This is a genomic window from Enterobacter sp. EGD-HP1 (assembly GCF_000733275.2).
Lineage (GTDB): Bacteria > Pseudomonadota > Gammaproteobacteria > Enterobacterales > Enterobacteriaceae > Enterobacter.
Map to the genome: position 1 here is coordinate 257,989 of NZ_AVOP01000012.1, position 25,724 is coordinate 283,712.

Below are 25,724 nucleotides of genomic sequence, written 5' to 3' on the forward strand. Positions count from 1 at the left end.
ACCAGAAACCGGTCGCAATCAGGCATAATGGCCTGACTGCAGAATCAAAGGGGCTGATGTGGAAAAGGATCTCGCACTGATCGAACAGTTTCTCGACGCGCTGTGGCTGGAGAAAAATCTGGCCGAGAATACCCTCAGCGCCTACCGTCGCGATCTTACCATGCTGGTGGAGTGGCTTGCACACCGGGGGTTATCCCTCGCGAGTGCGCAACGTGACGACCTGCAGGCGCTGCTTGGGGAACGTATCGCGGGGGGCTATAAAGCCACCAGTTCCGCGCGTTTGCTCAGCGCCATGCGTCGGCTGTTCCAGCATCTCTACCGGGAGAAGATTCGCGAAGACGATCCCAGCGCGCTGCTGGCATCTCCTAAGCTTCCGCAGCGGCTGCCGAAAGATCTCAGCGAAGCACAAGTTGAGAGATTATTACAGTCACCGGCTGTTGACCTGCCGCTGGAGTTACGCGATAAAGCCATGCTTGAGCTATTGTATGCTACCGGCTTGCGCGTTTCGGAACTGGTTGGCCTGACGATGAGCGACGTCAGCCTGCGTCAGGGCGTGGTGCGCGTCATCGGGAAAGGAAACAAGGAGAGGCTGGTTCCGCTGGGTGAAGAGGCGGTTTACTGGCTGGAAACGTACCTGGAGCACGGTCGTCCGTGGCTGCTCAATGGTACGTCTATCGACGTCCTGTTTCCGAGCCAGCGCGCCCAGCAGATGACGCGGCAAACGTTCTGGCATCGCATCAAGCATTACGCCACACTGGCGTGTATCGACAGTGAAAAGCTTTCGCCGCACGTATTGCGTCACGCCTTCGCGACGCATCTGTTAAACCACGGCGCTGATTTACGCGTGGTGCAGATGCTGCTGGGCCACAGCGATCTTTCCACGACGCAGATTTACACCCATGTCGCGACGGAACGCCTGCGGCAGCTACACCAACAGCACCACCCTCGTGCGTGAGTGCCGATGAATTGTAACAGGATCACATATGAAAAAGTCTTTCGCGCTGTTCACCCTGCTGGCAGCCTCATTTACCGGTTTCGCCCATGCGGACGACGCCGCCATCAAACAGTCGCTGGCTAAGCTTGGCGTCACCGGTAGCGATATTCAGCCTGCACCGGTTGCCGGCATGAAAACGGTACTGACCAACAGCGGCGTGCTGTACGTCACCGAAGACGGCAAACACATTATTCAGGGGCCAATGTACGACGTGAGCGGCGCGCAGCCGGTGAACGTCACCAACCAGCTGCTGATGAAAAACCTGAACGCGCTCGAAAAAGAGATGATCGTCTATAAAGCGGCGCAGGAAAAACACGTCATTACCGTCTTCACCGACATCACCTGCGGCTACTGCCACAAGCTGCATGAAGAGATGAAAGACTACAACGCGCTGGGCATCACCGTGCGTTACCTGGCCTTCCCGCGCGCGGGCGTGCAGAGCCAGCCAGAGCAGGACATGAAGGCGATCTGGTGTGCGAAAGACCGCAACAAAGCCTTTGATGATGCGATGAGCGGAAAAGAGGTTAAGCCAGCCTCCTGCGATATCGACATTGCTAACCACTACGCGCTCGGCGTGCAGTTTGGCGTGAGCGGTACGCCAGCGATTGTCCTGAGCAACGGGTATGTCGTTCCGGGCTATCAGGGACCGAAAGAGATGAAAGAGTTCCTCGACGCGCACCAGAAACAGGTGAGTGGTAAATAATCCGCGTGAAAGCCCCGATAAAATTGCGCCGCCGCGAGGCGGTTGAACCGGTTGATTTACCGGACGATCTCCCGCCGCTGCTGAAGCGCCTCTACGCCAGCCGCGGCGTGCGTCGCGCTGAAGATCTTGAACGCAGCGTGAAAGGGATGCTGCCCTGGCAGCAGCTGAACGGCATCGAAAAAGCCACTGAAATGCTCTACCACGCCCTGCGTGAGGGAACGCGAATAGTGGTGGTAGGGGATTTCGACGCCGACGGCGCCACCAGCACCGCGCTGAGCGTGCTCAGCCTGCGCGCGCTGGGCTGCGATAACGTCACGTATCTGGTGCCGAACCGTTTTGAAGACGGCTATGGCCTCAGCCCGGAAGTGGTCGATCAGGCCCACGCCCGTGGTGCACAGATGATCATGACCGTCGATAACGGGATCTCTTCTCATGCGGGCGTCGATCGTGCTCACGCTTTGGGGATCCCGGTGCTGGTCACCGATCACCATCTGCCGGGCGAAACGTTGCCCGCAGCGGAAGCGATTATTAACCCTAACCTGCGCGACTGCGATTTTCCGTCGAAATCCCTCGCAGGCGTGGGCGTGGCGTTTTATCTGATGCTGGCGCTGCGTACCCTGTTACGCGATAAGGGCTGGTTCGATTCCCGCGGTATTGCCGTACCGAACCTGGCCGAATATCTCGATCTGGTGGCGCTGGGTACCGTCGCCGACGTGGTGCCGCTTGATACCAATAACCGTATTTTGACCTGGCAGGGCTTAAGCCGCATCCGGGCAGGCAAGTGCCGTCCGGGGATCAAGGCGCTGCTGGAGATTGCCAACCGCGATCCGCTCAAGCTGGCGGCAAGCGATTTGGGCTTTGCCCTCGGGCCGCGTCTTAACGCAGCCGGAAGACTGGACGATATGTCCGTCGGCGTGGCGCTGCTGCTGTGCGATAACATTGGTGAAGCACGCGTGCTGGCCAACGAGCTGGACGCACTCAACCAGACCCGTAAAGAGATTGAGCAGGGGATGCAGGCCGAAGCGCTGACCCTGTGCGAAAAGCTGGAGCGCAGCGGCGATACGCTGCCGGGCGGCCTGGCGATGTACCATCCTGAGTGGCATCAGGGCGTGGTCGGGATTCTGGCGTCGCGTATTAAAGAGCGTTTCCACCGTCCGGTCATCGCGTTCGCCCCCGCGGGCGACGGCACGCTGAAAGGTTCCGGTCGTTCGATTCAGGGACTGCACATGCGCGATGCGCTGGAGCGTCTTGATACGCTGTACCCGGGTCTGATGATCAAGTTCGGCGGTCACGCGATGGCGGCAGGCCTGTCGCTGGAAGAGGCGAAGTTCGACGAGTTCCAGCGTCTGTTTGGCGAACTGGTCACCGAGTGGATCGATCCGGCTCTGTTGCAGGGGGAAGTGGTGTCCGATGGCGAGCTTTCACCGCTTGAGATGACGATGGACGTGGCGCAAATGCTCCGCGATGCTGGCCCATGGGGGCAGATGTTCCCGGAACCGCTGTTCGACGGGCGTTTCCGCCTGCTGCAGCAGCGTATCGTCGGCGAACGTCATCTGAAAGTGATGGTCGAGCCCGTGGGCGGCGGCCCGCTGCTCGACGGCATTGCCTTTAACGTTGACACGGCGGTATGGCCGGACAACGGCGTGCGCGAGGTTGAGCTGGCGTACAAACTGGACATCAACGAGTTTCGCGGTAACCGCACCCTTCAGATCATCATCGACAATATCTGGCCAATTTAGCGGCAGTAATCTCTATAAAAAAGGGCGTGGATTCGGTACAATCCCGCTCTTATCACCGCATTTTGACAAGTCCATAAAAGAAAACAGACCATGTTTGAAATTAATCCGGTAAAAAACCGTATTCAGGACCTCACGGAGCGCTCTGACGTTCTTAGGGGGTATCTTTGACTACGATGCCAAGAAAGAGCGTCTTGAAGAAGTAAACGCCGAGCTGGAACAGCCGGACGTCTGGAACGAACCTGAACGCGCACAGGCGCTGGGTAAAGAGCGTTCCTCTCTCGAAGCTATCGTAGATACGCTGGATCAAATGGCCCAGGGGCTGGAAGATGTTTCCGGTTTACTGGAGCTGGCCGTCGAAGCCGACGACGAAGAAACCTTTAACGAAGCCGTGGCAGAACTCGACGTGCTGGAAGAGAAGCTGGCGCAGCTGGAATTCCGCCGTATGTTCTCCGGCGAATACGACAGCGCTGACTGCTATCTCGATATTCAGGCTGGTTCTGGCGGCACCGAAGCGCAGGACTGGGCCAGCATGCTGACGCGTATGTACCTGCGCTGGGCCGAAGCGCGCGGCTTCAAAACCGAAATTATCGAAGAGTCTGAAGGTGAAGTGGCCGGTATTAAATCCGTGACCATCAAGATCATCGGTGATTACGCCTATGGCTGGCTGCGTACCGAAACCGGCGTTCACCGCCTGGTGCGTAAGAGCCCGTTCGACTCCGGTGGCCGTCGTCATACCTCCTTCAGCTCCGCGTTTGTTTATCCGGAAGTTGATGAAGATATTGATATCGAAATTAACCCGGCGGACCTGCGTATCGACGTTTATCGCGCATCCGGTGCGGGTGGTCAGCACGTTAACCGTACGGAATCTGCGGTGCGTATTACCCACATTCCAACCGGGCTGGTAACACAGTGCCAAAACGACCGTTCCCAGCATAAGAACAAAGACCAGGCCATGAAGCAGATGAAAGCGAAGCTTTATGAGCTGGAGATGCAGAAGAAAAATGCTGAGAAACAGGCGATGGAAGACAACAAGTCCGACATCGGTTGGGGCAGCCAGATCCGTTCTTACGTCCTTGATGACTCCCGCATCAAAGACCTGCGTACCGGGGTTGAAACCCGCAACACGCAGGCGGTGCTGGACGGCAGCCTGGACCAATTTATCGAAGCAAGTTTGAAAGCAGGGTTATGAGGAACCAACATGTCTGAACAACAAGCACAGGGCGCTGACGCGGTAGTCGATCTTAACAACGAACTGAAAACCCGCCGCGAGAAGCTGGCAGCGCTGCGCGAGCAGGGCGTGCCGTTCCCGAACGATTTTCGTCGTGACCACACCTCAGACCAACTGCACGCTGACTTCGATGCGAAAGAGAACGAAGAGCTGGAAGCGCTGAACGTTGAAGTGGCCGTTGCAGGCCGCATGATGACCCGTCGTATCATGGGTAAAGCCTCCTTCGTGACCTTGCAGGACGTTGGCGGCCGTATTCAACTGTACGTTTCCCGTGACGACCTGCCGGAAGGCATCTACAACGAGCAGTTCAAGAAGTGGGACCTGGGCGATATCCTGGGCGCGAAAGGTAAACTGTTCAAAACCAAAACCGGTGAACTGTCTATCCACTGCACCGAGCTGCGTCTGCTGACCAAAGCCCTGCGCCCTCTGCCGGACAAATTCCACGGCCTGCAGGATCAGGAAGCGCGCTATCGTCAGCGCTACCTGGATCTCATCTCTAACGATGACTCCCGCAAGACCTTCAAAATTCGCTCCCAGATCATGGCCGGTATCCGCCAGTTCATGGTGAACCGCGACTTTATGGAAGTGGAAACCCCAATGATGCAGGTGATCCCTGGCGGCGCGTCTGCGCGTCCGTTCATCACCCATCACAACGCCCTGGACCTGGACATGTACCTGCGTATCGCGCCGGAACTGTACCTGAAGCGTCTGGTCGTCGGTGGTTTCGACCGCGTGTTCGAAATCAACCGTAACTTCCGTAACGAAGGTATCTCCGTTCGTCATAACCCAGAGTTCACCATGATGGAACTCTATATGGCGTACGCGGATTACAAAGATCTGATCGAGCTGACCGAATCCCTGTTCCGCACCCTGGCGCAGGATATTCTGGGCACCACGCAGGTTCCTTACGGTGAAGAAGTCTTCGACTTCGGCAAGCCGTTCGAAAAACTGACCATGCGCGAAGCGATCAAGAAATACCGTCCGGAAACCAACATGGCGGATCTGGATAACTTCGACTCTGCGAAAGCGATCGCGGAAAGCATCGGTATCAAGGTTGAGAAGAGCTGGGGTCTGGGCCGTATCGTGACCGAGATCTTCGAAGAAGTGGCCGAAGCGCATCTGATTCAGCCGACCTTCATCACCGAATACCCGGCTGAAGTCTCCCCGCTGGCGCGTCGTAATGACGAGAACCCGGAAATCACCGATCGCTTCGAATTCTTCATCGGCGGCCGTGAAATCGGCAACGGCTTTAGCGAGCTGAACGATGCGGAAGACCAGGCTCAACGCTTCCAGGATCAGGTTGACGCGAAAGCGGCAGGCGACGACGAAGCGATGTTCTTCGACGAAGACTACGTGACCGCGCTGGAGCACGGCCTGCCACCAACGGCAGGTCTGGGTATCGGTATCGACCGTATGGTGATGCTGTTCACCAACAGCCACACCATCCGTGACGTGATCCTGTTCCCGGCGATGCGCCCGGTGAAATAAGGCGTCAAGATGTAAAAAAAAGCCCCGAAAGGGGCTTTTTTATTGCGTCGCGAAGGCTTTGAGTTTTTCGCGGGCGGTCTTCGCTTCCATGACCATCCACGGGCTAAAGGCCCAGGGCGTCGCGTCCAGCGCGCGGAATAACGCGTCCAGCTCAACCCACTGATAGTCCATCACTTCATCTTCGTTTATCGTCACGTCATTGGTGATGCGGGCAGCAAATACCGGACAAATTTCATTTTCCACGATCCCCGACGGGTCGGCTTCCCGATAGCGAAATTCAGGGGCGACGGCGGTGATATCGGCCAGTTCAGCGCCCACTTCAAAGCGGCAGCGGCGGATTATCGCCTGTACCGTCTCTTCGCCGGACTGCGGGTGGCCGCAGACGGAGTTGGTCCAGACGCCGGGCCAGGCTTTTTTGCTTAAGGCGCGTCGGGTGATCAGACATTCGCCGTTTGCGTTAAAAAGCCAGGACGAGAAAGCCAGATGCAGCGGGGTATGTAAGGTGTGCGCGGCATATTTTTCCTGAGTGCCAATCACCATTCCCTGGTCGTTTACCAAAATAACGTGTTCTTGAATACTCATTGATGCTCCAGTGCCAAAATGCCGAATGGTTCGGCACCATCAGCCGGATCATTATACTGCATTCTTATACGAACGGTTTGGCTCGTAGAGCGGAAAAGGGCATGACCCATATTCGTTTTGGCTGTTATCATAGTGCGCCATTCACGCTGACCGAGGATCTGTTTTGTTTGCAGGAAGCCTGACGAAAAATCCCATTACCGCCATTTTTTGCCTGACGCTGACGCTATTACTGGCGGGCTGCTCAGGAAGCAAATCATCAGATATGGGCAGCTATTCCGGTTCGGTCTATACCGTTAAGCGCGGGGATACGCTGTACCGGATTTCGCGCGCAACGGGGACCAGCGTGAAGGATCTGGCGCGGCTGAACAATCTCTCTCCACCCTACACCATTGAGGTGGGGCAGCAGCTGAAGGTGAGCGGCGGATCGTCCTCGGGTAAAAAATCCTCTTCGAAAGGCAAAACCGCCAAAGTGACGCCGTCCTATCAGGTGCCGCAATCGTCATGGCCGCCGGTTGGACAGCGCTGCTGGATTTGGCCTGCCAGCGGTAAAGTGGTCGCCCCTTACTCACTCTCTGAAGGTGGCAACAAGGGAATTGATATTGCCGCTGCGCGCGGTACGCCGGTTTATGCCTCCGGGGCAGGGAAGGTGGTTTACGTGGGTAACCAGCTGCGCGGCTACGGTAACCTGATCATGATTAAGCATGGCGAAGACTACATCACGGCCTATGCGCACAACGACACGATGCTGGTCAACAACGGGCAGAACGTCAAAGCCGGGCAGAAGATTGCCACCATGGGCAGCACCGGTACGGACGCGGTGAAGCTGCATTTCCAGATTCGCTATAAGGCGACGGCCATCGATCCGCAGCGTTATCTTCCTGCACCCGGCAGCAAACCGAAGTGCTAAGTGATTATTTAATCGCCGGTTAGTTGTGAAGAGGCTTGTATGAAGGTGTGTAAGGTCTATAATGCCTTACGCACCTCAAAGCGGGCGTAGTTCAATGGTAGAACGAGAGCTTCCCAAGCTCTATACGAGGGTTCGATTCCCTTCGCCCGCTCCAGAATCTCCCCTTGTAAACAAGCTGTTAAAGTCTTATATATCAATAATTTAAATAGATGCCTAATTTTGTCGCCTATGGGTTTTTACCATTCTGATGATCAAACGTATCTAAGTCCGATGTGTGGCTTTGTGGCTTCTTTTGTGAGCCAGCGTGAAAGCTGGCTATGTTCTTAGAAAGGTAAGGCGGTGAGGTAGACAGGCACTGAGTAGATCGAATCACGCGCTTTGTAGGCTGCCTGGTTGTGAAAGGTGTAGATGGTTCCCTTCACTGACAGATAGATCGCGTCATTCTCGACCTTCATCAATGCGTCCTTGTCCGTAGTGATCATGAAAGGCTCGTCATCGTCCTTCAGACTCTCCATAAATGCTCTATCGTCTTTGTTAGCATCATACATATAGAAACGGTAGGAAAAGCCTGTGGTAGCGCCTGCACTCGCTTCCGTGATGTAAAGATTAGCCAGGTTGTTTACTTTCACCTTCTTGATAATCTCTTGCTCAAGCGGTGAGAAGTGCAGCACCTTGTAGATCCCAAAGGCGATAACAGTCAACAGGATCAGAAGGAGATACTGTTTCTTAAAAACCTGTACGTTTTGCATAGTCGATACCCGCTCTTATCCAATACTGGTCATTAGGATCATCACCGTAAGGCGTTGAGCCATACCAATTACCAAAAGCTGCATCAGTTGTACCTGCACGACTCTGCGCCCATCCTGCGCCCCTAAGTAATACTTCGTCGGGAATCCCCGCAGCGTGACCAACAGCCCCGTAGTGGAAGTTTCCAAAACTCTCGAACTGTCTATCACGCTGTTTGTAATCCCACGGGCCATGCCCTCTAACCTGCTGATAAAACCATGCATAGGTGAGGGCTGACGGGCCACGGTGAAAGCGAGCCATCATCATATTACTGACGATATTCACATCTGGCGGGGCGAAAGAGGACACATCAAACGGCGGGTGAGGTGTTGCCGCTAATGTGGGGTATCTCACGCTTGCGCTCTCTCATTCCATGCATCGGTAAACTGCACGTTGCCATCGCAATATTTCCAGGTGATTTTTTCATAACGAAGTTCTACGCACTCAAGGTGATTATGCTTCTCTTTGGTCGGATCTTTGGTGTCGTGCATCACTGGCGAAACGCTGACAACTTTTACGCCTTCCAGCAGGAAGTTGAAGTATTCCGCTTCCTGTCCAGCGTCGTTGATCTTGTACCATTTGAACTCAGCAGATTTTAGCGTCTGACCAGTGGCAACGGCTTTATAGAGGTAGGGGGATGAACTATCAAACTCTTTTTGAATTAGCACAGCTGAATGCTTGCGGGTTCCTGTGATCTTTCCCGTCATTACGTCCGTTGGAATGCTGAGATTATGGGAAAATCCGGTGATCTCAATGCTGCCGTCACGGTCTTGAACGTCTACAGATCCCTTAATATCTGCGCCGCCGTCATCTTTAAGCCATAGATAAGCTGGAATAGCCATTTTTCTTTTTCCTTATGCTGTTATAAAAATCCATAAGGAAATTGTACCTATAGGGAAGGTAGTGGTAAATGAATAAGGTTATAATAATCAATTAGTTATATTTTATTGAATTTGAGTTAAGTAAAGCTAAATACATTTCTAATGTAAAAAAGGCCGCATCCCGCGGCCTTTTCCCCTCACATTCACCCTTTCGGGAACACCCACACATGCTTCTCCGGCAGCGAAAGATGGCAGTGCTGCGGATCCCGAACCTCATGCCCATACGCGCGGATCACAAAATCATCCCCGACCGTGCGGAACAGGTACTCCCAGCGGTCACCGAGATACATGCTGGTGAGCAGCGGCAGCTCAAGCTGATTTTCCCCTGGCCCCTCGACCACCGCCACGCGCTCGACGCGGATCACCGCCGTGGCTTCTTCACCGCTCTGCAGTCCTTCACCGGCCTGGCCCCACAGCACCCAGCCTTTTCCTTCGATGCGCGCTTTGCCGTCGCGCACTTCGGTGACCTTGCCGTGCAGGCGGTTGTTGCTGCCCATAAATTCGGCGGTAAACAGCGTTTTCGGCGAGCCGTACATCTCCTGCGGCGTGCCCTGTTGCTCAATTTTGCCGTTGTTGAGCAGCAGGATGCGGTCGGAAATGGACATCGCTTCGTTCTGGTCGTGCGTCACCATCAGTGCCGATAGCCCGAGCTTGATAATCAGCTCGCGTAGGAACACGCGGGCCTCTTCGCGCAGCTTGGCGTCGAGGTTAGAGAGCGGTTCGTCCAGCAAAATCACCGGCGGGTTGTACACCAACGCCCGGCCAATCGCCACGCGCTGCTGCTGCCCGCCGGAGAGCTGGTGCGGGTGACGTTTGCCAAGATGGCCCAGACCCAGCTGGTCCAGCACGTCCTGCACGCGCTGCTGGATCTCTTTGGCCGGGACTTTGCGCAGCTTGAGCGGATAGGCCACGTTCTCAAACACGGTCTTGTGCGGCCACAGGGCATAGGACTGGAATACCAGCCCCAGGTTACGCTCTTCCGCCGGGACCTCACTGCGCGGCGTGCCGTCGTAAACTTTATTATTGCCAATGACAATGGACCCCTGCGTCGGTTTTTCCAGACCCGCAACGGCGCGGAGCAGGGTGGTTTTACCGCTGCCGGAGGGGCCTAACAGGGAGACCACTTCGCCGCGCTTCAGGTTCATGGAGACACCTTTTAAAACAGGATTGTCGCCGTAGGTTAAGTGCAGATCGTCAACCGCTAATTCAATCATGTATTTTCACTCCGAAACGAAGGGCAATGCCCAGACCTACCACGACCAGCAGGATGTTAATGAAAGAGAGCGCCGCCACGATATCAATGGCACCCGCGGCCCAGAGGGAAACCAGCATCGAGCCGATGGTCTCCGTGCCGGGTGAAAGCAGGTACACACCCGTTGAGTATTCGCGTTCAAAGATCAGGAACATCAGCAGCCACGAACCGATAAGACCGTAGCGGGAGAGCGGAATGGTGACGTGGCGGGTGATCTGCCCGCGCGTCGCCCCGGTGCTGCGCGCCGCTTCCTCAAGCTCCGGCCCCACCTGCAGCAGCGTGGAGGAGATGAGCCTCAGCCCGTAAGCCATCCACACCACGGTATAGGCCAGCCAGACGCTGAAAATGGTGCTGCGCAGCGAACGCAGCCAGACGATGACGTTTTCACGCATCCAGTCGGTCCAGGCGAACCCGGAAAGCCAGCCGGATTTCAGCGAGTTATCCAGCCACATTGGCAGGAACAGGAACACCCACAGGAACGCCAGACCCGCCAGCAGGCCAGGCACGGCGCGCGGTACCAGCACGCTGTAGTCCAGGAAACGCGTGGTGTTATCCGGCTTACGGTGCATGGCAATGCCGACAAACAGGTAGCACACCACGGCCAGCGCGCCGCCAATGACGCCAATCGCCATGGAGTTGACGATGGCGCGCAGCAGGTTGGGCTGCGCCCAGATGGTGCGGAAGGTGTTCAGAGAAAGCTCGTCCCACAGCGAAACGCCCACGCCCCAGTTGGAGATAAACGCGCGCAGCACCACGCCGAGCAGCGGAACGCCGATGGTGACGGTGAGCCAGAAGGCAATCACCGCGCCAGCCACCCAGCGCCATTTACCCAGCGGCAGCGCGCGGGCCTGAGAGGCCTTACCCTTCATGGTGACGAAGCGGTTGGCGGTGCGCATCAGGCGACGCTGGAGCATCACCAGCGGGATGGTGATGCAGATCAGCACCACGGCAACCGCCGCCATCAGGTTATAGGATGGGGTGCCCATCTTGTTCGTTAGCTTATAGAGATAGGTCGCCAGCACCATGTTACCTTCCGGGTCGCCGAGCACCAGCATCAGGCCAAACACTTCCAGCCCGAGGAAGAACAGCAGCACGGTGGCGTACAGAATGGACGGGCGCACCATCGGCAGGCTGACGGAAGTCATCACCTGCCAGGGCGACGCCCCCGCGGTGCGCGCGGCTTCTTCCACGTCGGAGCCCACGCTGCGCAGCGCTGACGAGATATACAGATAGGCGTGCGGGACGTGCGTCAGGCCGGCGATGACCACAATGCTCGACATGTCGTAGATATTCCACGGCACAAACCCAATCAGCGCCTGAGCCCACTGGGAGAGAAAGCCCACCGGACCGGCGGCCACCACGTAGCCGAAGCCCAGCACCATCGGTGAAACGAAAATCGGGACCAGGATCAGCGGCTCAATCAACCGGCGGCCGGGCAGGTCGGTACGCACCATCAGAAACGCCAGCACGCCGCCCAGCGGAATGGAGATAAAGACCAACCCGAAAGCAAGAATAAAGCCGCTTTTCAGGGCTTTATAAAAATCAGGGTCGGTGAAAATAAACTCAAATGATTCAAAGCTCCACTCTTTTGACGGCGAAAAGAACGGGGCGGACAGGAAGCTCTGTATCACGATAAACGACAGCGGCGTGTAGATAACCAGGGCGGTTATCAGCACGACGACGCTTCGCGGCAGGCTTTGCCACTTTCTGCGTAATGTATTCATGGGGTATCCCTGGTGTTGCAGCCCAGACAAACGAACTCAGTCGATAAGGGAGCGCGGCGGCCTGCGCCGCGCTCAGACGCTTATTTACCGGCGGCGGTACGCCACTCTTTGATGTACTCCAGGCGTTTTTTCGGCTGGAGGTATTCCAGCAGCGTTTCATCAACCGGGATCGGCTTCAGCGCGTTGCCGAGGATTTTGGTCAGGCCGTCGATATCATTTTTCCCTTCGATATCGTTACGAATGGAGGGAATGTCTGCCTGATTGGCCAGAATGTTTTGCCCTTGTTCAGACAGCACATAGTCCAGCCACAGCTTCGCAGCGTTGCCGTTTTGCGCCTGCTGGCTGATGAACGACACGCGCGACAGCACCAGGGTGTAATCTTTTGGATAGGAAATGCCGAGCGACGGATCGTTCTTCGCACGCGCTTCCGCGTAGGAGCCGAGGATGTTGAAGCCGATCAGGTTTTCACCGGAGGAGACGCGCTCCATCATGGTGCCGGTAGACGACTGTACCGATAAGCCACCTTTGGCGACGTCAGCCAGGGTTTTAAAGTAGTTAGGATCGGCGTTGTGATCCTGAACCGAGAGCATAAAGCCCAGGCCCGATTTTTCGATGTCATAGGTGGTGACTTTGCCCTTGAATTTGTCCGTCTGGCTGGCAATCAGCTTCGCCAGCGCGGCGTGAGAGTCCGGCACGTCACCGGCCGGGATCAGGCGCTTGTTGTAGATAAAGACCACCGGCTCATAGGTAGTACCGTACGCCTTATCTTTCCAGACCGCCCATTTCGGCAGCTGGCTTTGCTCCGGCGATTTGTACTCCATGGCGTAATCGGTGGCGAGCTTCAGGCCGGTGTCCATCGAGGAGCTCCAGACCACGTCGCCGCTCACCCCACCGGAGGCCTGTTCGCTGATGAAACGGTTGTACAGCTCGGTGCTGTTCATGTCGTTGTATTCGACTTTAATGCCCGGGTAGGTTTTTTCGAAGCCCTGGATCAGCGGCCCGGCGGCTTTGATGTCGGTGGTGGAGTAAATAACAACCTTGCCCTCTTTCGTTGCGGCATCAACCACTTTTTGATACTCGGCAGGATACCCCTGCGGCAGGGCAGACAGTGCAGAAGCAGAGAACAGTACAGTAGCGGTAAGCAGAGAAATTCGGAATGTGTTCGACATTATAGTTAACCTTTTAGTTACATTTGAGGAACTAATTGTCAACATAGCGTATCGGGCTCCACCCACAATAGGGGGGAGCGGGTAATGATTCCGAAGTGTGATTGTCGCCGTCGTTTCAGCAATTAACACCATAAAATCCGCGAACGTTAGCCTGTGAACGGTTCTGGATTACGGTTTATCGGGCGCTTTACGGTATAACCTTCGCGGATGACCGATATTGCCATACAGCATTTCGACGCTGATTAACCCGCTCTCCACACAGTATTCAAGGTAGCGACGTCCCGTGGTTTTGCTGATCCCCACGTTATCCACCACCTCTTCAACCGACATCGCGTTGTCGGGATGCTCGGCGAACAGGCGTTTAATCCGTTCCAGCGTTTGGGGTTCAATGCCCTTTGTCGACGGCGTAATGGGGGCTTCCGCGGCAGGCAGATTAAACAGGCGATCCAGCGCATGCTGGTCGACCACCTTCACCTGCTGCACGGTGTGGATAAAGCGCATAAACCGCTCCAGCGAGGCGTGCAGGCGCTGGAAAAAGACGGGTTTAATCAGGTAGTCAAACGCGCCGCTGCGCATGGCGTGGCTGCAGGTCTGCATATCGCTGGCGGCGGTGATGAAGATCACCGAGCATTCGTAGCTTTTCAGCAGCGGGTTGTCGATGAGCTCCACGCCTTTACCATCCGGGAGATAGTTGTCCAGCAGGATAAGCCGCGGCTGATGCTGACGGATCAGGCTGCACGCCTGCTCTATCGACGCGGCGATGCCCACCACGCGCAAATGAAAATTTTGCTCGATATACTCGCGATGCAGCTCCGCCAGGTGCGGCTCATCCTCAACGATCACAACGTCAAGTGGTCGGGTCATGCTGTTGCCCATTCGGAATAAACACAGAAAAAATAGTGCCATGCGGCGCGTTGTCGGCAATCTCAATACTGCCGCCGGCCTTGTCGATATATCCTGCCACCAAAAACAGGCCAATACCGTGCTCGGTACCCACAATGTCGTTTTCGCTGTCCGGTTTGCTGCTGAACCCCTGGCGGAAAATATGCGGCTTCATCGCATCGTCCACCCCGCAGCCCCGGTCGGCTACCTCGATCAGCAGCTCCTGGTTACGGTCAGAAATGTAGAGTTCTACCGGCGCGTGGCCCGGCGCGTTGAGGGTCGCCTCCACGGCGTTATCCAGCAGATTACCAATAATGGACATCAGCTCCGTTTCACTCAGCGAGGCAGGCATGCGGGTGAGCTGGCAGGCGGGATCAAACAGCAGCTCGATGCCTTTTTCGCGCGCGCTGACGTATTTTCCGAGCAGCAGCCCGCACAGCGCCGGAGAGACAAAATGGGCCGAGACAAAGTCCAGCACACGCTGCGCGCCTTCTGACTGCACCTGGATGTAGCGGATCGCCTCGTCATAGTGTTTCATCTGCAGCAACCCGACCAGAGTTGCGGTCCAGTTCAGCTGTTCGTGGCGCATAATGCGCAGGTTGTCCGCATAGCGTTTGATCTGGCTGAGCTGGCTGCTGAGCGTGTTAATGTCATTTTTGTCGCGAAAGCTGTACACCCAGCCGCTTTCAACGCCCGGTTCGACCTCAATCGCTACGCGGTTGACGATCACCTCCCGCTGGTTCAGCACCGCAATCTGGTCGTGGCTCCCGCTGCTCACCGAGGCGTAGCGCTGGGATAAAAAGCCCGGCGACGTTTGCAGAATGTCTTCCAGCGGTTTGCCGATGAGGTCTTTCTCGCTTTGCCGAATATCCAGCATTTCTCGCGCGGCGCGGTTAATTAAAATCAGCTGCTTCTCGCCATTAACGGCAAATACCCCTTCGTACATGGCTTCTAATAGCGCGCGCTGCTGCAAAACCAGCTGAGCGATATCTTTTGGCTCCAGACGGAACATCTGTTTTTTGAGGTTGCGGGTAAACAGCCAGGAGAAAATAAACAGCAGCAGCAGAAGCGCTGCGCCGTACAACCCGGACTGCCAGAGAATGCGGGCGTTAATGTTGGCAATATACGAGGTCAGATAGCCGACGGAGACAATGCCAATCACCTGATGCTGCGCGTTGAAGATGGGCGCTTTGCTGCGTAGCGATACGCCAATCCCGCCCTGGCGCACGGAAATAATGGTTTTACCCTTTAACACCTCCGCGTTATCCCCGCCGATCATCGGTAAATTAATACGCTCCGGGGATTCTGAATGATAAAGGTGCTGTTCCTCGGTATCGCCAATCACAATATAGCTGGCATCGCTTTCGGCGCGCAGGGGCTGAATTAATCGGGCGATGCCGGGGATATCTCTGGCCGCAACCATTGCCGCCAGACCCGGCATCAGCGCGATCTGGCTGGCCTGAACCCGGGCGCGCTGGCCGAGATCGTGATGGAGCTGTCGGTCAATAAAATGAAACAGGATTGTTCCCAGCAGAACTAACAGCAGGCAGGAGAAGCACACCAGCGCTAAAAACAGCTTTACCTGAAAAGAGAGTCTGCGTTTCATTCAACCTGCGGAAGTTATGTAGAAGTGACACATTTACGGAGCCTGACATGTGCCAATAGCGGACGCAATCTGGCGAGAAAAGAGTTGTGACCTGGCTTTTCGTTTTCAGCCTGATAGCCATCAGGATCCCGTAAGGCTATGCTTCATTCAGCACCATAATAATTACAGAGGCAATGTCATGGATAAAGAACTACTGGATGCGGGTTACCGGGCCTATACCGGCGAGAAAATTGACGTTTACTTCAATACCGGGATCTGCAAACACTCAGGTAACTGCGTGCGTGGGAGCGCAAAGCTGTTTAATCTGAAACGTAAGCCGTGGATTATTCCCGATGAAGTGGACGTTGAAACGGTTGTACGCGTGATTGATACCTGCCCGAGCGGTGCGCTGAAGTATCGCCAAAAATAAGCGAGGAACCATGGAAATTCTGGAAGGCCATAACAAGTTTTACGTGAACGATGCGAGCGGCAACCAGGTCGCGGAGATTGTCTTTGTACCGACCGGCGAGCACCTGAGCATTATCGAGCACACCGATGTGGATGAGAGCCTGAAAGGGCAGGGCGTTGGTAAACAGCTGGTGGCGAAAGTGGTGGAGAAGATGCGCGGTGAGAACCGTAAAATTATTCCGCTGTGCCCGTTCGCGAAACATGAGTTTGATAAAACGCGCGAGTATGACGATATTCGGGCGTAAATCACGCGCCCGGCAGCACGCCGGGCACGAGCACGTTTAGCCGACAAACATCACCGACACGCACAGCACGCCGACGATCAGCGTCAGCAGGTTGCCAATGGAACGGTACTGTTTCAGGGAGGGGATCAGATACGTCGACAGCGTCGGCATGATAAACAAGATCATGGCGATAAGCGGGCCGCTGATGGCGTAAATCATCGAAATGGCGTTCGGGTTAATGCAGCAGACGGCAAAGGTGATTAACGACACTCCCATAATGGAAATCGCGCGGTTAAAGGCGCGGCTCTTTTTCACGCCCACCTGATTAAGCGACGACTTCACGATCTCCGTCGCCCCTTCAATCACCCCAAAATAGGTGCCGAGGAACGATTTCGACATCGCAATAATCGCCACGATAATCCCGGAAATGCCCAGCCACGCCGGTGAAGAAGGCATCATCGACAGCGCGGACAGGATCGTCACCCCTTGCTCTTTGGCCGCCACAATATACGACGGCGGAATAGAGAGCAGGCAGCTGAAGACAAAGAACAGCACGCTCAGGCAGATAATCAGGTACGCCACCTTCATGATTTTCTTGCATTTATCCATGGCACCGTCGGCAAATTTCTCGCGGCGATCAACGGCAAACGTGGAGATAATCGGGGTATGGCTGAAAGCAAATACCATCACCGGAATCGAAATCCATACCTGATGCAGGGTATGGCGATCGACGGCCATCTGGCTGGTCAGCAGCGAGGGTTGCCAGCTGCCAATCAGGTAGAGCGAGACAAACAGGAAATAGGCGATCAGCGGAAACACCAGGAAGCCCATCACTTTTATCGTGATATGCCGTCCCATCAGGAAGATCAGATTCAGAACCAGCACCACCCCCAGGCTAACCAGCACGCGAACGGCGGTATCCACCGTCAGGTGTTTTGCCAGCTGTTCCGTTAACGAGTTGGTGATGGCCACCGCATAAATCTGCACCACCACAAAGAAGGCGATGAAATAGAGCGTGGTGATCAAATTGCCAATCTTCCTGCCGTAGTAGTGCGAGACGGCGCCGGTGATCCCTTCATTGCCTTTTGTTTTTGACGACAGGATAAACTGCGCCAGCGCGCGGTGCGGCCAGTAGGTTAAGGGGTAGGCCACGAGGGCGGTAATAAACAGGACAATAGCGCCTGCGGAGCCCAGCTGAATGGGCAAGAACAGCGTTCCTGCGCCCACGGCCGTGCCATAGAGAGCGAAACTCCAGAGAGTCTCATCTTTTGACCAAATTTTCGACATTAGAGCAACGTTTCAACTATCAAACCATCAGAATGGCGTGCAATTTACCATAGTTATGCCTGGAGAGCGCAGTTGCTTCGATGGCGTTTGGCCGGAACGGGCGTCCGGCCAGAGGGCGTTTAGCCAGCCAGAGCGCGTCGTTGCTGGCGACGCTTAAGAAATTTCTCGCGAAGGCAATCGTACGCCCAGTTATAGAACATGGTGTACGGCAGGAAGAACAGGAAGAAACCTATCTCTAGTGTGAATGCCTGCAGCAGGGTGACGCCAAGCACGGCGGCGACAATCGACACGCCAATCACGATAAACCCGCATTCGAACCCCAGCGCATGCAGCGCGCGCACTTTTGCCGTACGTTTGACGCGCTGAACCGGCCAGAAACGGTCGAAGCCGAAGTTATAGATAATGTTCCACAGCATGGCGGTAGTGGCCAGGATAATGGTCAACCCGCCCATCTCCACCACGGAACGCTGCATAAGCCACGCCGCGGTGGGGGCGAGGATCGCCGTCGCAATCCCTTCAAAACAGACCGCATGAAAGATCCGCTCCGGCAGTTTACGTTGGAGTGCATCCTGATGTTGCATAGTCATAGACCTCATTAATTCGCCGGTATGGGCGTTGATGCGGCCTATTTTCATCGCTAAAGATGATATGTTAAAGATAGTATCCATCGTAAAAGTAGATAGGTTATGCGCTATTCACCCGAAGCCCTTAATGCGTTTGTCGAGACCGTTGCGGCCGGCTCTTTTTCGGCTGCCGCACGCCGGCTGCGTAAAAGCCAGTCGACGATCAGCACGTCCATTGCCAATCTTGAGGCCGATCTCGGTTTCGAGCTGTTTGACCGCTCGGCGCGCCAGCCGGTGTTAACGGCCCAGGGGGAACAGGTGCTGGGCTACGTGCAGGCCATCCTGGCCGCCAGCACGCGGCTGGACGAGCTGGCGGTGTCGCTCACGGCGCAAACGGAGGCGCGTCTGACGTTTGTCCTTTCCGATACCCTCAACCCGGACGTGCTGGAAGATATGATGAAACAGTTTGACGCGCGTTTTCCCCATACGGAATTCGAATGTCTGATTGGCGAGGAAGAGGACGTGATCGATCTGCTGCAAAAGGAGCGCGCGCAGATTGGCCTGACGGAAGCGCGAGATAGCTACCCTACGGATATCGGTGCCACCCGCCTGCCGATGCAGACCCGCATGGCGATCTATGTCGCGACCACGCACCCGCTGGCCGGTCAGGATGACGTTCAGCATGACGAGCTGCACGGCTGGCGCGAGCTGCGGTTGAGTACCTACCTTGAGCGCGAGGCAGAGATCGCGCGCGGGCCCGTCTGGTCTGCACCGAATTACCTGTTACTCTTGAGTATGGCGGTACAGGGATTTGGCTGGTGCGTATTGCCGTGTGCGCTGGTGGATGAATTTGCCGCTGCGAAATCCCTGGTACAGCTCAATGTTCCCGGCTGGCCGCGGGCGATCGGCATCGATCTGCTGTGGAATAAACGATCCCCTCCTGGTGTTGCCGGAAGCTGGCTGCGGCAGTATCTGCAGGATGCGCGCTGATCCTTGTGATTAAACTCACTATTTTTAAACAATTAAGATAATTGCCAGTAACAATCCTCTACTATCGTCATGTCATTTAACACAGAGGTCGTGATGAAAGATGTCGTAATAGTGGGTGCGTTGCGTACAGCTATCGGCTGTTTTCAGGGAGCGCTTGCGCGTCACTCGGCGGTTGACCTGGGGAGCGTGGTGGTAAAAGCGCTGGTGGAACGTAGCGGGATCGCAGCACATGAAGTTGATGAGGTGATCCTGGGACAGGTTCTCACGGCCGGAGCCGGGCAAAACCCTGCGCGTCAGGCGGCGCTGAAGGGCGGGTTGCCCAATACCGTCTCCGCTATCACCATTAACGACGTCTGTGGCTCAGGATTAAAAGCGCTGCATCTCGCTACGCAAGCTATTCAGTGTGGTGAAGCGGATGTAATCATTGCGGGCGGGCAGGAGAATATGAGCCGCGCCCCGCACGTATTGACCGACAGCCGTACCGGCGCGCAGCTGGGCAACAGTCAGCTGCTCGACAGCCTGGTGCATGACGGGCTGTGGGATGCGTTCAATGACTACCATATGGGCGTGACGGCGGAAAACCTGGCGCGCGAGTACGGCATCAGCCGTGAGGTGCAGGATGCCTATGCGCTAAGCTCGCAGCAAAAAGCGCGTGCGGCGATTGATTCCGGTCGTTTTCGCGACGAAATTGTCCCGGTCAGCACGCAGCGTCAGAGCGGCGAGCCTGTCGTTGTGGATACCGATGAACAGCCCCGCACCGACGCCAGTGCGGAAGGCCTGGCGAGGCTGAACCCGGCGTTTGAAATGCAGGGCTCGGTCACGGCGGGAAATGCCTCTTCTATTAACGACGGCGCTGCCGCCGTTATGATGATGAGCGAAAGCAAAGCCCTTGAACTCGATCTCCCCGTCCTGGCCCGCATTAAGGCATTTGCCAGCGTGGGTGTTGATCCTGCGTTAATGGGGATCGCGCCGGTCTACGCGACGCGCCGCTGCCTGGAGCGCGCGGGGTGGCAGCTTTCGGATGTGGATCTGATCGAAGTGAACGAAGCCTATGCCGCGCAGGCGATCTCCGTCGGAAAAATGCTGGAGTGGGATCCGCTGCGGGTCAACGTGAACGGTGGGGCGATCGCGCTGGGGCACCCGATCGGGGCGTCCGGCTGCCGGATCCTGGTTTCGCTGGTCCACGAAATGAAAAAGCGCAATGCCCGGAAAGGGATTGCCACCCTCTGTATAGGCGGCGGGCAAGGGGTGGCGCTGGCCATCGAACGCTAATCTTTCCTCAGTGAAAATGACCTCCTCCGGGAGGTTTTTTTTCGTGTTCTTTTTCTCCCTGCGGCTTAATTGTGATCCGAACATCATTTCTGTTATAAACAAAAATAAAAAATGAAACGTTGTTTTAAATATAATTGAAAAGCCCGCTTTATGCCGATAGTATGTGTTCATTATGAAAAACGGAACGCTGTTTCGTTTATTTCCGCCTTCGGGCATGACCACATCTGGAGGTTACCGTGGACGTCAGAGAAAGCATCCACAGTGCGCACGCCAAAACGCTGGATACTCAGGGGCTGCGCAATGCATTTTTAGTCGAGCAGGTATTCGAGGCCGACAGGTACACCATGGTTTACAGCCATATCGACCGCATTATTGTGGGCGGGATTATGCCCGTCACGAACAGCGTCTCCGTGGGCGGTGAGGTCGGTAAACAGCTGGGCGTGAGCTATTTCCTCGAGCGTCGCGAGCTGGGGGTGATTAACATCGGCGGGCCGGGCACCATCACCGTAGACGGACAGTGCTATGAGATTGGCCACCGCGAGGCGCTGTACGTGGGTAAAGGGGCGAAAGGCGTGGTCTTTGCCAGCATCGACGGCAGCAGGCCTGCGAAGTTTTACTACAACTGCGCGCCGGCTCACTCCACCTACCCAACCAAAAAAGTGACCCCGGCAGACGTCGCACCCGTGACGCTGGGCGACAACCTCACCAGCAACCGCCGCACCATCAATAAATACTTCGTGCCGGACGTGCTGGAGACCTGCCAGCTCAGCATGGGACTGACCGAGCTGGCGCCGGGCAACCTGTGGAACACCATGCCGTGCCATACCCACGAGCGCCGCATGGAAGTCTACTTCTACTTCAACATGGATGAGGACGCCTGCGTGTTCCACATGATGGGACAGCCGCAGGAAACCCGCCATATCGTGATGCACAACGAGCAAGCGGTGATTTCACCGAGCTGGTCAATTCACTCCGGCGTAGGGACGAAAGCCTATACCTTTATCTGGGGAATGGTGGGCGAAAACCAGGTCTTTGATGATATGGACCATGTTGCGGTCAGCGATCTGCGCTAGTCGCGGGCAGTGAACCATAAACCTGCCTGTGAGTGACAGGCTCTGAAAGAGTAAGGAATAAACATGATTCTGGATGCATTCTCTCTGCAGGGAAAAGTGGCCGTGGTTTCCGGGTGTGACACCGGGCTGGGGCAGGGGATGGCGTTAGGCCTGGCGGAAGCGGGCTGCGATATCGTCGGGATTAATATCGTTGAACCGACTGACACCATCGAACGCGTGACGGCCCTGGGCCGCCGTTTCCTGAGCCTGACCGCTGACCTGCGTAAAATCGAAGCCATTCCTGGCCTGCTGGAGCGCGCTGTGGCTGAATTTGGTCATATCGACATTCTGGTGAACAACGCCGGGCTGATTCGCCGTGAAGACGCGATCGGCTTCAGCGAGCGCGACTGGGACGACGTGATGGATTTGAACATCAAGAGCGTATTCTTTATGTCACAGGCAGCGGCAAAGCATTTTATTGCGCAGGGGAAAGGCGGCAAAATCATCAATATTGCCTCTATGCTCTCGTTCCAGGGCGGCATCCGCGTGCCGTCTTACACCGCGTCCAAAAGCGCCGTAATGGGCGTGACCCGCCTGCTGGCAAACGAATGGGCGAAACATAACATCAACGTGAATGCGATTGCGCCGGGCTACATGGCGACGAACAACACGCAGCAGCTACGCGCAGACGAAGAGCGCAACGCGGCGATCCTGGAGCGTATCCCTGCGGGACGCTGGGGCCTGCCGAGCGATCTGATGGGGCCGGTTGTCTTCCTTGCCTCCTCCGCATCGGATTACATCAACGGCTACACCGTGGCTGTAGACGGCGGCTGGCTGGCGCGTTAATTCCACCTGTATTAAGAACCTCTGCCCATGGGCGGAGGTTTTTTTGCGCAAAAATTGGCTTAGTCCATATCGTTAAAGATGAAAAATCCATACTGAAAAATCATAAATGACGGCAATCACACTTTTATTGCTTATATATTAACTGATTAGTAAAAATACGTGATTTTTCGCCACAAGTTGAAATTGTAATGTCCATCACAGAACCGTATGCCGTAGCGGAATAATCCATAACTTCGCGATTTCCGGCCTGACACTTTTCCTCGCTTTCTCGTAATTTCAGTTAACGAATTTTGCTGTTGAGGCAGGAAAAATATGACATCTATAAATGACTCTACCCTAATGCCCGCTGCGCTGCGTGATACTCGCCGCATGAACCAGTTTGTCTCCATCGCCGCCGCCGTGGCGGGCCTGTTGTTTGGGCTGGATATCGGCGTCATTGCCGGCGCATTACCGTTTATTACCGATCACTTTACCCTCAGTAACCGTCTGCAAGAGTGGGTGGTGAGCAGCATGATGCTCGGCGCGGCCATCGGGGCGCTGTTTAACGGCTGGCTATCGTTCCGCCTGGGGCGCAAATACAGCCTGATGGTCGGGGCAATCCTGTTCGTTGCGGGGTCGATCGGTTCCGCGTTTGCGACAAACGTAGAAGTGCTGCTGCTCTCCCGTGTACTGCTGGGCGTAGCGGTGGGGATTGCCTCCTACACCGCGCCGCTTTATCTCTCCGAAATGGCGAGTGAGAACGTGCGCGGCAAGATGATTAGCATGTATCAGCTGATGGTCACGCTGGGCATCGTACTGGCGTTCCTGTCTGACACCTACTTCAGCTACAGCGGCAACTGGCGCGCAATGCTTGGCGTGCTGGCCTTACCGGCGCTGGTGCTGATCGTCCTGGTTGTTTTCCTGCCAAACAGTCCGCGCTGGCTGGCGCAAAAAGGGCGCCACGTGGAGGCAGAAGAGGTCCTGCGCATGCTGCGTGATACCTCGGAAAAAGCGCGCGAAGAGCTGAACGAGATCCGCGAAAGCCTGAAGCTGAAGCAGGGGGGCTGGGCGTTGTTTAAGATCAATCGCAACGTGCGCCGCGCGGTCTTCCTCGGCATGTTGCTGCAGGCGATGCAGCAGTTCACCGGCATGAACATCATCATGTACTACGCGCCGCGCATATTCAAAATGGCCGGGTTCACCACCACGGAGCAGCAGATGATTGCGACCCTGGTGGTGGGGCTGACCTTCATGTTCGCCACCTTTATTGCGGTATTCACCGTGGACAAAGCTGGCCGTAAGCCGGCGCTGAAAATTGGCTTCAGCGTGATGGCGCTCGGCACGCTGATCCTGGGCTATTGTCTGATGCAGTTTGATAACGGCACGGCCTCAAGCGGGCTTTCCTGGCTTTCTGTCGGTATGACCATGATGTGTATCGCAGGTTACGCGATGAGCGCCGCGCCGGTGGTGTGGATCCTGTGCTCCGAGATTCAGCCGCTTAAATGTCGTGACTTTGGCATCACCTGTTCCACGACCACCAACTGGGTGTCGAACATGATCATCGGCGCGACGTTCCTGACGCTGCTGGACGCGATTGGCGCTGCCGGAACGTTCTGGCTCTATACGGTGCTGAACGTCGCATTTATTGGCGTCACGTTCTGGCTGATCCCGGAAACCAAAGGCGTGACGCTGGAACACATCGAACGCAAGCTGATGGCTGGGGAGAAGCTGCGTAATATCGGCGTGTGATCGTCTGGCCTGTTTAAGCGTTTAATACAGTCAGAGTTGGTAAGACGGTGCTTTATTACAATAGTAACGTAATGAAACTCACTACCAACTCTGGCAGGGGGAGATAAATATAGGGATTTGAACTTAAGATAATTCTTAGGATAATGTATCATCGGACCACCGCTATTTTTTGCGCAAAATGAAACGCATCCTAAAAAGAAAAATGCCTATGTCTGAGATGGATATCAAAAAAAGCACCGATCTTGATTTTCCCCGTTATACCGCCCCGGCTTTAAGCGAAAAAGAGATAGATCTTCTGGGTATCTTTGCGCTCCTTCTGGCGGCGAAAAAACGTATCGCCACCATTATCTTTGCTTTCGCGCTGGTGGGGCTGGCCCTTTCATTTTTACTGCCGCAGAACTGGACCAGTAAAGCCGTGATCACGCAGGCAGAACAGCTGCAGTGGAACCCGCTGCGCCAGATGCTGGTCGAGTTACAGGTGCTTGACGTGGATGCGAAAATTTCCCGCCCGGAAGTCTTTGACTTGTTTATCAAAAAGTTTCAGTCTCAGTCATTGCTCGAAGAGTACATGAAAACCTCTCCTTACGTGACGTCGCAGCTGGAAGGCGCGGAGGTGGACCCGCTTGAGCTGCATCGGGCGATAGTCAACATCTCAGAAAGAATGAAAGCGGTGAACGACACTCAGGCAAAAGATGCGGATAAAATGCCGTATGTCTCCTGGACATTAAGCTTCACTGCGCCGACAGCGGGCGATGCCCAATCCGTCCTGCAGGGATATATCAATTATATCGCAGCGATTGTCGAGAAAGAGACGGTGCAGAATATCCGCAGCCAGATCGCTCTGAAAACGAAAGCCGTTGAGCAGCAGCTGGAGTTGGATCGCGTCCGCCTGACCAATATTCACAATACCAACCTGCAGCGACTGAATTATTCGCTGGAAGTGGCAAATGCCGCAGGCATCAAGAAGCCGGTTTACAGCAACGGCCAAGCGGTGAAGGACGATCCTGATTACTCCGTTGCGCTCGGCGCTGACGGTATCGCGCAAAAGCTGCAGATCGAAAAAAATCTGAAGGACGTGACCGAGCTGAATGCAGATTTCCAGAACCGGGAATACCACCTTGCGCAGCTGAAAAAGCTCTCTTTTTCCGATGTTAAACTTGAGCCATTCAGGTATCAGCTTTCGCCTTCCATGCCGGTGAAAAAGGATGGCCCGAGCAAGGCTCTGATTGTCCTTCTGGCGGCGCTCATGGGGGGCCTGTTTGCCTGCGGTAGCGTTTTGCTGCGCGAGGCGATGCTCACCCGTACTCCGCTGACGGAGCCGGTGACGGAATAAACTCTGCAGTTTAAAAAAGGCGCTGAATAGAGCGCCTTTTT

25 protein-coding genes and 1 tRNA gene are annotated in these 25,724 nt (G+C 55.5%); 15 read left to right on the forward strand and 11 right to left on the reverse strand.

From position 1 onward, the window contains the following. The first annotated feature begins 58 nt into the window (after positions 1–58). From xerD to lysS, 5 genes are all read left to right on the forward strand, one after another. The gene (gene xerD / locus N037_RS10325; RefSeq protein WP_032640703.1) at positions 59–955 is read left to right on the forward strand and encodes a site-specific tyrosine recombinase XerD; all 897 of its coding nucleotides are present in this window, start codon (positions 59–61) and stop codon (positions 953–955) included. A gap of 28 nt (positions 956–983) precedes the next feature. Further along, complete coding sequence (gene dsbC / locus N037_RS10330) at positions 984–1,697, forward strand: bifunctional protein-disulfide isomerase/oxidoreductase DsbC (protein ID WP_023333302.1); 714 nt, start codon at positions 984–986, stop codon at positions 1,695–1,697. Positions 1,698–1,702: 5 nt separating this feature from the next. Further along, positions 1,703–3,436 (forward strand): single-stranded-DNA-specific exonuclease RecJ, encoded by a 1,734-nt coding sequence (gene recJ / locus N037_RS10335; protein ID WP_032640705.1) that lies wholly within the window; start codon positions 1,703–1,705, stop codon positions 3,434–3,436. A 90-nt stretch (positions 3,437–3,526) separates the two neighbouring features. After that, positions 3,527–4,625 (forward strand): peptide chain release factor 2 gene (gene prfB / locus N037_RS10340; RefSeq protein ID WP_096059326.1). Its coding sequence is split into 2 segments (ribosomal slippage): positions 3,527–3,601 and positions 3,603–4,625, totalling 1,098 coding nucleotides; the frame shifts between segments, so codons are not numbered across the junction. A gap of 9 nt (positions 4,626–4,634) precedes the next feature. Further along, positions 4,635–6,152: a lysine--tRNA ligase gene (lysS, locus tag N037_RS10345; protein ID WP_029740338.1), complete on the forward strand. Its 1,518-nt coding sequence runs from the start codon at positions 4,635–4,637 to the stop codon at positions 6,150–6,152. Between the two features lie 39 nt (positions 6,153–6,191). Here lysS and idi read toward each other — a convergent pair whose 3' ends face one another. Beyond that, positions 6,192–6,734 (reverse strand): isopentenyl-diphosphate Delta-isomerase, encoded by a 543-nt coding sequence (idi, locus tag N037_RS10350; RefSeq protein ID WP_032640707.1) that lies wholly within the window; start codon positions 6,732–6,734, stop codon positions 6,192–6,194. A 163-nt stretch (positions 6,735–6,897) separates the two neighbouring features. On the opposite strand from idi, the gene actS reads away from it, so the two are divergent. Next, the gene (actS, locus tag N037_RS10355; RefSeq protein ID WP_023333298.1) at positions 6,898–7,641 is read left to right on the forward strand and encodes an amidase activator ActS; all 744 of its coding nucleotides are present in this window, start codon (positions 6,898–6,900) and stop codon (positions 7,639–7,641) included. A gap of 80 nt (positions 7,642–7,721) precedes the next feature. Beyond that, positions 7,722–7,795, forward strand: a tRNA-Gly gene (locus N037_RS10360). A gap of 169 nt (positions 7,796–7,964) precedes the next feature. On the opposite strand, the gene N037_RS10365 is transcribed toward N037_RS10360, so the two are convergent. From N037_RS10365 to N037_RS10400, 8 genes are all read right to left on the reverse strand, one after another. Continuing rightward, a complete protein-coding gene (locus N037_RS10365; protein WP_032640709.1) occupies positions 7,965–8,390 on the reverse strand; it encodes a hypothetical protein in 426 nt (141 codons plus the stop codon). After that, positions 8,368–8,781 (reverse strand): polymorphic toxin type 44 domain-containing protein, encoded by a 414-nt coding sequence (locus tag N037_RS10370; RefSeq protein ID WP_231686684.1) that lies wholly within the window; start codon positions 8,779–8,781, stop codon positions 8,368–8,370. Before N037_RS10370 ends, N037_RS10365 begins: the two co-directional genes overlap by 23 nt. After that, the gene (locus N037_RS10375; protein ID WP_032640712.1) at positions 8,778–9,269 is read right to left on the reverse strand and encodes an Hcp family type VI secretion system effector; all 492 of its coding nucleotides are present in this window, start codon (positions 9,267–9,269) and stop codon (positions 8,778–8,780) included. The genes N037_RS10370 and N037_RS10375 overlap by 4 nt, the downstream gene beginning before the upstream one ends. A gap of 182 nt (positions 9,270–9,451) precedes the next feature. Further along, positions 9,452–10,522 (reverse strand): ABC transporter ATP-binding protein, encoded by a 1,071-nt coding sequence (locus N037_RS10380; protein ID WP_032640714.1) that lies wholly within the window; start codon positions 10,520–10,522, stop codon positions 9,452–9,454. Then, on the reverse strand, positions 10,515–12,284 hold the full coding sequence (locus tag N037_RS10385; RefSeq protein WP_032640717.1) for an ABC transporter permease: 1,770 nt from the start codon (positions 12,282–12,284) through the stop codon (positions 10,515–10,517). The genes N037_RS10380 and N037_RS10385 overlap by 8 nt, the downstream gene beginning before the upstream one ends. A gap of 80 nt (positions 12,285–12,364) precedes the next feature. After that, positions 12,365–13,453, reverse strand: coding sequence for an ABC transporter substrate-binding protein (locus tag N037_RS10390; RefSeq protein ID WP_023333292.1), 1,089 nt, complete (start codon positions 13,451–13,453; stop codon positions 12,365–12,367). A 168-nt stretch (positions 13,454–13,621) separates the two neighbouring features. Further along, positions 13,622–14,317, reverse strand: coding sequence for a response regulator (locus N037_RS10395; protein WP_156369720.1), 696 nt, complete (start codon positions 14,315–14,317; stop codon positions 13,622–13,624). Then, entirely contained in the window at positions 14,301–15,941 is a 1,641-nt protein-coding gene (locus tag N037_RS10400) for an ATP-binding protein (protein WP_032640720.1), read from the reverse strand. The genes N037_RS10395 and N037_RS10400 overlap by 17 nt, the downstream gene beginning before the upstream one ends. A gap of 178 nt (positions 15,942–16,119) precedes the next feature. On the opposite strand from N037_RS10400, the gene yjdI reads away from it, so the two are divergent. Next, positions 16,120–16,350, forward strand: a complete 231-nt coding sequence (yjdI, locus tag N037_RS10405) for a 4Fe-4S mono-cluster protein YjdI (RefSeq protein WP_008499689.1) — start codon at positions 16,120–16,122, stop codon at positions 16,348–16,350. A gap of 10 nt (positions 16,351–16,360) precedes the next feature. Further along, on the forward strand, positions 16,361–16,633 hold the full coding sequence (locus N037_RS10410) for a GNAT family N-acetyltransferase (protein WP_023333289.1): 273 nt from the start codon (positions 16,361–16,363) through the stop codon (positions 16,631–16,633). Between the two features lie 36 nt (positions 16,634–16,669). Here the strand turns inward: N037_RS10410 and N037_RS10415 are convergent, their stop codons facing one another. Continuing rightward, on the reverse strand, positions 16,670–17,899 hold the full coding sequence (locus tag N037_RS10415) for an amino acid permease (protein ID WP_023309066.1): 1,230 nt from the start codon (positions 17,897–17,899) through the stop codon (positions 16,670–16,672). 119 nt (positions 17,900–18,018) lie between these two features. Continuing rightward, positions 18,019–18,480, reverse strand: coding sequence for a multidrug/biocide efflux PACE transporter (locus tag N037_RS10420; protein ID WP_023333288.1), 462 nt, complete (start codon positions 18,478–18,480; stop codon positions 18,019–18,021). Positions 18,481–18,585: 105 nt separating this feature from the next. Here N037_RS10420 and N037_RS10425 point away from each other — a divergent pair, with 105 nt between their 5' ends. From N037_RS10425 to wzz(fepE), 6 genes are all read left to right on the forward strand, one after another. Continuing rightward, a complete protein-coding gene (locus N037_RS10425) occupies positions 18,586–19,452 on the forward strand; it encodes a LysR family transcriptional regulator (protein WP_023333287.1) in 867 nt (288 codons plus the stop codon). A 93-nt stretch (positions 19,453–19,545) separates the two neighbouring features. Beyond that, positions 19,546–20,724, forward strand: a complete 1,179-nt coding sequence (locus tag N037_RS10430) for an acetyl-CoA C-acetyltransferase (protein WP_023333286.1) — start codon at positions 19,546–19,548, stop codon at positions 20,722–20,724. 236 nt (positions 20,725–20,960) lie between these two features. Further along, positions 20,961–21,797 (forward strand): 5-dehydro-4-deoxy-D-glucuronate isomerase, encoded by an 837-nt coding sequence (gene kduI, locus N037_RS10435; RefSeq protein WP_032640722.1) that lies wholly within the window; start codon positions 20,961–20,963, stop codon positions 21,795–21,797. A gap of 63 nt (positions 21,798–21,860) precedes the next feature. Beyond that, the gene (kduD, locus tag N037_RS10440) at positions 21,861–22,622 is read left to right on the forward strand and encodes a 2-dehydro-3-deoxy-D-gluconate 5-dehydrogenase KduD (RefSeq protein WP_032640725.1); all 762 of its coding nucleotides are present in this window, start codon (positions 21,861–21,863) and stop codon (positions 22,620–22,622) included. A gap of 312 nt (positions 22,623–22,934) precedes the next feature. Further along, a complete protein-coding gene (araE, locus tag N037_RS10445; protein ID WP_023333283.1) occupies positions 22,935–24,350 on the forward strand; it encodes an arabinose-proton symporter AraE in 1,416 nt (471 codons plus the stop codon). Between the two features lie 208 nt (positions 24,351–24,558). Then, positions 24,559–25,683, forward strand: a complete 1,125-nt coding sequence (wzz(fepE), locus tag N037_RS10450; RefSeq protein ID WP_032640726.1) for an LPS O-antigen length regulator Wzz(fepE) — start codon at positions 24,559–24,561, stop codon at positions 25,681–25,683. The last annotated feature ends 41 nt before the right edge of the window (positions 25,684–25,724 follow it).

Excerpts from the sequence above, each read along its gene's own strand:
- dsbC (WP_023333302.1), top strand. The coding sequence starts at position 984 with ATGAAAAAGTCTTTCGCGCTGTTCACCCTGCTGGCAGCCTCATTTACC.
- lysS (WP_029740338.1), top strand. The coding sequence starts at position 4,635 with ATGTCTGAACAACAAGCACAGGGCGCTGACGCGGTAGTCGATCTTAAC.
- idi (WP_032640707.1), bottom strand. The coding sequence starts at position 6,734 with ATGAGTATTCAAGAACACGTTATTTTGGTAAACGACCAGGGAATGGTG.
- N037_RS10365 (WP_032640709.1), bottom strand. The coding sequence starts at position 8,390 with ATGCAAAACGTACAGGTTTTTAAGAAACAGTATCTCCTTCTGATCCTG.
- N037_RS10375 (WP_032640712.1), bottom strand. The coding sequence starts at position 9,269 with ATGGCTATTCCAGCTTATCTATGGCTTAAAGATGACGGCGGCGCAGAT.
- N037_RS10380 (WP_032640714.1), bottom strand. The coding sequence starts at position 10,522 with ATGATTGAATTAGCGGTTGACGATCTGCACTTAACCTACGGCGACAAT.
- N037_RS10385 (WP_032640717.1), bottom strand. The coding sequence starts at position 12,284 with ATGAATACATTACGCAGAAAGTGGCAAAGCCTGCCGCGAAGCGTCGTC.
- N037_RS10390 (WP_023333292.1), bottom strand. The coding sequence starts at position 13,453 with ATGTCGAACACATTCCGAATTTCTCTGCTTACCGCTACTGTACTGTTC.
- N037_RS10395 (WP_156369720.1), bottom strand. The coding sequence starts at position 14,317 with ATGACCCGACCACTTGACGTTGTGATCGTTGAGGATGAGCCGCACCTG.
- N037_RS10400 (WP_032640720.1), bottom strand. The coding sequence starts at position 15,941 with ATGAAACGCAGACTCTCTTTTCAGGTAAAGCTGTTTTTAGCGCTGGTG.
- yjdI (WP_008499689.1), top strand. The coding sequence starts at position 16,120 with ATGGATAAAGAACTACTGGATGCGGGTTACCGGGCCTATACCGGCGAG.
- N037_RS10410 (WP_023333289.1), top strand. The coding sequence starts at position 16,361 with ATGGAAATTCTGGAAGGCCATAACAAGTTTTACGTGAACGATGCGAGC.
- N037_RS10415 (WP_023309066.1), bottom strand. The coding sequence starts at position 17,899 with ATGTCGAAAATTTGGTCAAAAGATGAGACTCTCTGGAGTTTCGCTCTC.
- N037_RS10420 (WP_023333288.1), bottom strand. The coding sequence starts at position 18,480 with ATGCAACATCAGGATGCACTCCAACGTAAACTGCCGGAGCGGATCTTT.
- N037_RS10425 (WP_023333287.1), top strand. The coding sequence starts at position 18,586 with ATGCGCTATTCACCCGAAGCCCTTAATGCGTTTGTCGAGACCGTTGCG.
- N037_RS10430 (WP_023333286.1), top strand. The coding sequence starts at position 19,546 with ATGAAAGATGTCGTAATAGTGGGTGCGTTGCGTACAGCTATCGGCTGT.
- kduD (WP_032640725.1), top strand. The coding sequence starts at position 21,861 with ATGATTCTGGATGCATTCTCTCTGCAGGGAAAAGTGGCCGTGGTTTCC.
- araE (WP_023333283.1), top strand. The coding sequence starts at position 22,935 with ATGACATCTATAAATGACTCTACCCTAATGCCCGCTGCGCTGCGTGAT.